Raw genomic sequence first — 4,914 nt, 5'->3', positions numbered from 1 at the left:
ATTAAATACATAGAATTGAATGAATTGGTTTAGTTGGAGCGCCGTATGCGATGAAAGTCGCACGTACGGTGCGAGCAGGGGGAAAAGGGAGCGATAACTTCAAATCCTTACCTATCTGTATTAATAAAGGTTAACTGATATTATATACAGTAAATAAATATAACTAAACTGAAATAGAGGGATAACAAATGACTGGTAAAAGAAGACGAAGATTAAAAATCGGTGATGTTTATGCAATTCCTTTACCGAACGGAAAGTATGCTTTTGGAAGAGTATATAAAGATGCTGGTTTCGGAGTATATGAACATATAGGCAATAGTATTGATGATTTACCAGATAAAGAAGAATTTCTTTTTAATATTGGAGTGTACAAGGATGTCTTAACCTCTGGTAAGTGGGATGTTGTAGAAAACCGACCATTTTCAAATGAAGAGGAAGCCTTTCCTCCACCTAAATATATACAGGACAAAATATTGGGTAAATATTCTATTTATCACAAAGGTGAGATAAAGGAGGCAACCAAGGAAGAATGTAAAGATTTAGAAGTTGCGGGAGTATGGGATGAACAACACATCATAGATAGGATTATGGGAGAAGACAAATGGCATTAGGATTTTTAAGGTTATTCAATTAACGGGGTGCGTATCTACAATAAGCAGATACGCCTTTTTCTATCGTGGAGTTAATTGTCTTGTTGTTTCCCTATATTTAATATCAATTATCTGTTCTGTTTCATTATTGAATTTAATATCAACAAATACATCGAATTCTTTACTATCCTGTTTTAGCCAAAGTTTAAATTTTTCTATTGAGTATTCAGTTCCCTTTTCTCTACCGATATGAAGATAATCAATAATATCGGCTTGGGGATATTTTTCTTTTGTCTTTTCCATTGCTATTTCCCCCCATTTAGCGTAGGGAGGTACTTCTTGTTCTGCTTTTATAATATTGTTAGTATTAAGGATTTGAAAATCTCCAAACAAGAATAAGCAAAATATCAACTGAATGGATATAAATATTTTCATGACTCTTTAAACCCTTCTTTTTTATATTAGTCTTCTCGTGTTTTTTCAGGTTATACGATAAATTCTCTTCAACTATTGGTGGCTTGAATTGAATAATTAAACTTAACGGTATGATAAAAGTTAAGTCAATCCTAGGGAAGGGTACGATTTTCTTCACGCGAATATGATTATGAAGGTCTTTGGAAAATAGTAATAGTGTTATAATTGATGTTGTACCACTTTTTCAAGTTTTGATTATAACGGCTAATTTTGTCGTATTCTTGTTTACTCAAGAGGCTCCAGAAAGTCATCTTTAACTGATTCCTGGACACCCCCATTAATATAGTAAGTTTTAGGATTGTGGATCTCATTTATGGTCTTTTACGAACAAACTCGGTTTCAAAACCTACATAAGAGCCTTGATACTGCGATAGGTCTCCAATAAATTCAACCAGCAGCTTTTCATTTTGCCGTATTAATTTTCCTTTTAAATTAGCATTGGGCTGATATGACTCTATGGTAAATTCTGCCTTACCATTGTTAATTGTCCCTTTACCATGCATACCTCTTTCTTGTTAAGAACCAAATGCATTAACTTGCCAAGCGTCAAACCAAATGTTAAATGTATGACTACCTGTTCTTATAATGTTCACTTTCGTACTATGATATTGAGTTGTGCCAGTACTTACCCATTCACCAGCAATTTGTAATAGTTCTTCACTTATTTCGGGAATAGCTAAAATATCCCCTGGATAGATAAGTTTAGGATTTTGAATATAATTTTTTGTTGCAATCATATTTACTGTACTGTTATAGTTCTCGGCGATATTTTCAAGCGTATCTCCTTTTTTAACATGATGTATTTTGATGCCAGAACCGAACGGCAACTTAAGTTTACTTCCTATCATTAAATTATGAGGATCCAGCTTTGGGTTCAAGGCTGAGATTTCTTTAATAGAGCTATTAAATCTTAATCCAAGCAAGTAAAAAGTATCTCCTTTTTTAATCGTGTAATGAATGGGATTATTTTGGGTTTTTGCATGAGCGTTTAACATGTAATTACTGGGAATAAGTAAAATTCCAAGCATTACAGTTAAAACGAATATAAACTTCCTTATGTTTATAACCATTTAAACTTCCTCCATTTAGTGATTGATTATTGAACAAGTATAGTGTTTACAGAAAAAAGTTAAATATTTTGATCTGTTAAAATAATTTGATGGGATAGTAGGAACCTCGGCTAAGACGTACCACATGTCCTGTGGCAAATGCTGAGGCCAGCACGGCTGTGCAAGTGCGGAAAGCGATTATATTTGGCAAACAATTTGCTGGTCGCTAATTTGGAATAAGAAGATTGTGAAAAGGTGTACTTAAACAAACGGGTGCATTACTTGAATAAGAAAGAGGAGCTAAGACTTAAAGTAAAGGGTTCGGTTTTCGAGTAGAAAATCTTGATTCGCAATTGAATTAGAACGCGAAATAACAAAAAATTGGTCACTAAATTTACATTATCTTCGAATGCCAAAGTAATAATTAACTTGCTCCTTTTTCTAAACTCAATCCAATTTTAGATGTATTCACTTAGGTACTTTTTAGAAACCTCAAAACAGAGAATAATTTCATATCCAAAGGGTACGTTATTAATAAAATTATCAACTTCTGGAGGAAAATATGGTTAAACGGAATATTATTGTATTCTTACAGTTTTCTCTAATGGTTATTACTATTGCAGCTATTGTAGCTTGTTCAAATAAGCAATATGACATTAAATCCGCAACTGACCAACATCAACTAAATTTATCAAACAACGGAGGTATACCGAATCAGATTGCGGGACTTAAGAACGACATTGCTGGTAACAAAGCTGACATTCAGGCTAACAAATACGCTATCAAAGCCAACAAGGCGGCTATCGACGGTAAAGCTAACAAGACCGAGACTGTCTCAAAAACCGATTTCGACGCTATTAAAGCTCAGAACGATGATTTGAAATCTCGTCTTGGTGCTCTGGAAGCACAAATGAAAGCTATATCGGTTGAAGAAAAAATCAGGAAGGATATTATCGCATTGGGTTATCAAGTGACAATTTTCGATGTGAAGATAGCTAAGATGCCCGACGGTAGAACACAGGTCAAAGTACAGACTGGTCTAGATAACAACGATGCATGGTTGATTGGTGATACGTTAAATGAACCACGCTCACACGGAAAGAAAGTTGGAAATCTCATTGCCAACGATTTGAGCTTGACTTTCGAATCAGCAACACGAGGCTGGGGATCAAGCACATTTGGAGTCGCAACATTCTACTTGAAATAATTTGGCATCTTCCTTAATATAAATAAAGCAAATGAACTAATAGAATCGAAAAGACTTTATGGAAAATTAAACTTACTAGGGACAGTGGAGCAATAAAACAACTTCTTCAACTAAAGGGGGCTATAGTTGAATAAGGTAATAAAATTAGACCACACATATTAGATATGTCTAATATGTGTCGTCCTTTAAGTGTCAACTGTTTCACTTTCCTAACCTAAATATAACATTGGTTATATCCCTATATGCACGATGCTGATAAGGACGGTATGGTAGGTGAGTAACCCCTTAGAACTTTGAGGCAAAATAAATGAACAAAAGAATAACAATTTGCGAATGAGTGTCTGTACAAGAACAACTGAAGTTAATGGTCATATCATCTAAATTTGTATGTGAAAATATAATTATTTTTTACCAACGGGAGCTTTACTTTAATATGCTCAAATCAAAGACCTTCAACAAATCACCATTTTATATACTGGAGTATGTTGAAGGTCTTTTTATATACAACAGCAATACTGCCATTTCATACATGGATTAAATGCCAAATACCAATTCAAACTCTTATCTATAAATAACGAACGCTAAACAAAGGCGTTCCGTTTTTATTATGTAGGATTAAATTATCGCTTCTTTTCGCCATATTAACAAAAGGTATGTATTATAAATTTGTATCATATGTTGAGCTAATTTTTCGCGGAAAGGGAGTTTATAAGTAAGATGAAGTTAACAATAGGTCAATTCAAAATATTATATAGCGTCGCAAAAGAAGGAGCACCCTCTTGTTTTAAGGGGGCGTTCTATGCAACTAGTAAAGAGGAACTTTTACGCAAAGCTGTCAACCCTTCAATGTACTTAAACGACAACAGGCTATTGGATATTATTTGGGAAGGGGAAGGTCTTTATCACTTCTGGCATGATCAAGGGAATCTTAAACTTGTTAACAGTATTAAAGCTTTTGAACGAACAACAGGCATGAATCACAAAATTTACTTGGGTAATCAGGAAGAGATAGAGAATGCTGTTGCAAAAGAGTTAAGTAGCATAAACTCGAACTTTCTTTATATGGTTTGGCAGATTGACCATTTTGCACAAATGACTGGAAAGTATAGAGACATAATCTTACTCGAGTCTTGCCTTAGTAATCGACGACTTTCAGAGTCAGAAGTGTTTGAAATACTTCATTTCGAAGTACAAGCCCCTAAATTTTATTGGGTTTATGAAATAAGAGAGTTGGAACCTGAAGATTTAGCTGAATACTTTGTTCAAAAAGACTTGAACCATCTTTTAGTATAAAAAAGGTATGGGGAGTTAACTATTTTGGAAAATGCTTTCAATAACTTTATTGGAAATGCCCAATCATGTTAACATCGAGTAGGAACAATAAAGAGTAAATTACCCGAACTAACATTAGACAATGATAAGGAGCCAACAATATAGTTAATAATGCTTAAAAATGACTAACTATTCGTAAGCCCGAATTATAAAAAATAAGCGCACCTTACCGGTACGCATGACAAATAGCCGTATATCACGACTTTTTTAATCGAATATACGGCTTATTTTATTTTCTGTTACATGTTTCTTGGATCTTTTT

General features: G+C 34.0%; 6 protein-coding genes. 3 read left to right on the top strand and 3 right to left on the bottom strand.

Annotation, left to right across the window (positions count from 1 at the left end; all coding sequences use genetic code 11):
- Positions 1-188 precede the first annotated feature (188 nt).
- Positions 189-611 (top strand): Imm26 family immunity protein, encoded by a 423-nt coding sequence (locus tag LDX58_RS25405; protein WP_227940450.1) that lies wholly within the window; start codon positions 189-191, stop codon positions 609-611.
- 60 nt (positions 612-671) lie between these two features.
- Here LDX58_RS25405 and LDX58_RS25400 read toward each other — a convergent pair whose 3' ends face one another.
- From LDX58_RS25400 to LDX58_RS25390, 3 genes are all read right to left on the bottom strand, one after another.
- Positions 672-1,025: a DUF3889 domain-containing protein gene (locus LDX58_RS25400; protein WP_227940448.1), complete on the bottom strand. Its 354-nt coding sequence runs from the start codon at positions 1,023-1,025 to the stop codon at positions 672-674.
- 350 nt (positions 1,026-1,375) lie between these two features.
- Positions 1,376-1,567, bottom strand: a complete 192-nt coding sequence (locus LDX58_RS25395; RefSeq protein WP_227940447.1) for a hypothetical protein — start codon at positions 1,565-1,567, stop codon at positions 1,376-1,378.
- 12 nt (positions 1,568-1,579) lie between these two features.
- Positions 1,580-2,134, bottom strand: coding sequence for a LysM peptidoglycan-binding domain-containing protein (locus tag LDX58_RS25390; protein WP_227940446.1), 555 nt, complete (start codon positions 2,132-2,134; stop codon positions 1,580-1,582).
- A 541-nt stretch (positions 2,135-2,675) separates the two neighbouring features.
- On the opposite strand from LDX58_RS25390, the gene LDX58_RS25385 reads away from it, so the two are divergent.
- Together LDX58_RS25385 and LDX58_RS25380 are read left to right on the top strand one after the other, a co-directional pair.
- The gene (locus tag LDX58_RS25385) at positions 2,676-3,320 is read left to right on the top strand and encodes a hypothetical protein (protein ID WP_227940445.1); all 645 of its coding nucleotides are present in this window, start codon (positions 2,676-2,678) and stop codon (positions 3,318-3,320) included.
- A 717-nt stretch (positions 3,321-4,037) separates the two neighbouring features.
- Entirely contained in the window at positions 4,038-4,613 is a 576-nt protein-coding gene (locus LDX58_RS25380) for a hypothetical protein (RefSeq protein WP_227940444.1), read from the top strand.
- Positions 4,614-4,914 lie beyond the last annotated feature (301 nt).

This window comes from Alkalihalobacillus deserti (assembly GCF_020734105.1).
Taxonomy (GTDB): Bacteria; Bacillota; Bacilli; order Bacillales; family Bacillaceae_D; genus Halalkalibacter; species Halalkalibacter deserti.
This window is presented reverse-complemented; position numbering and strand designations above follow the sequence as displayed.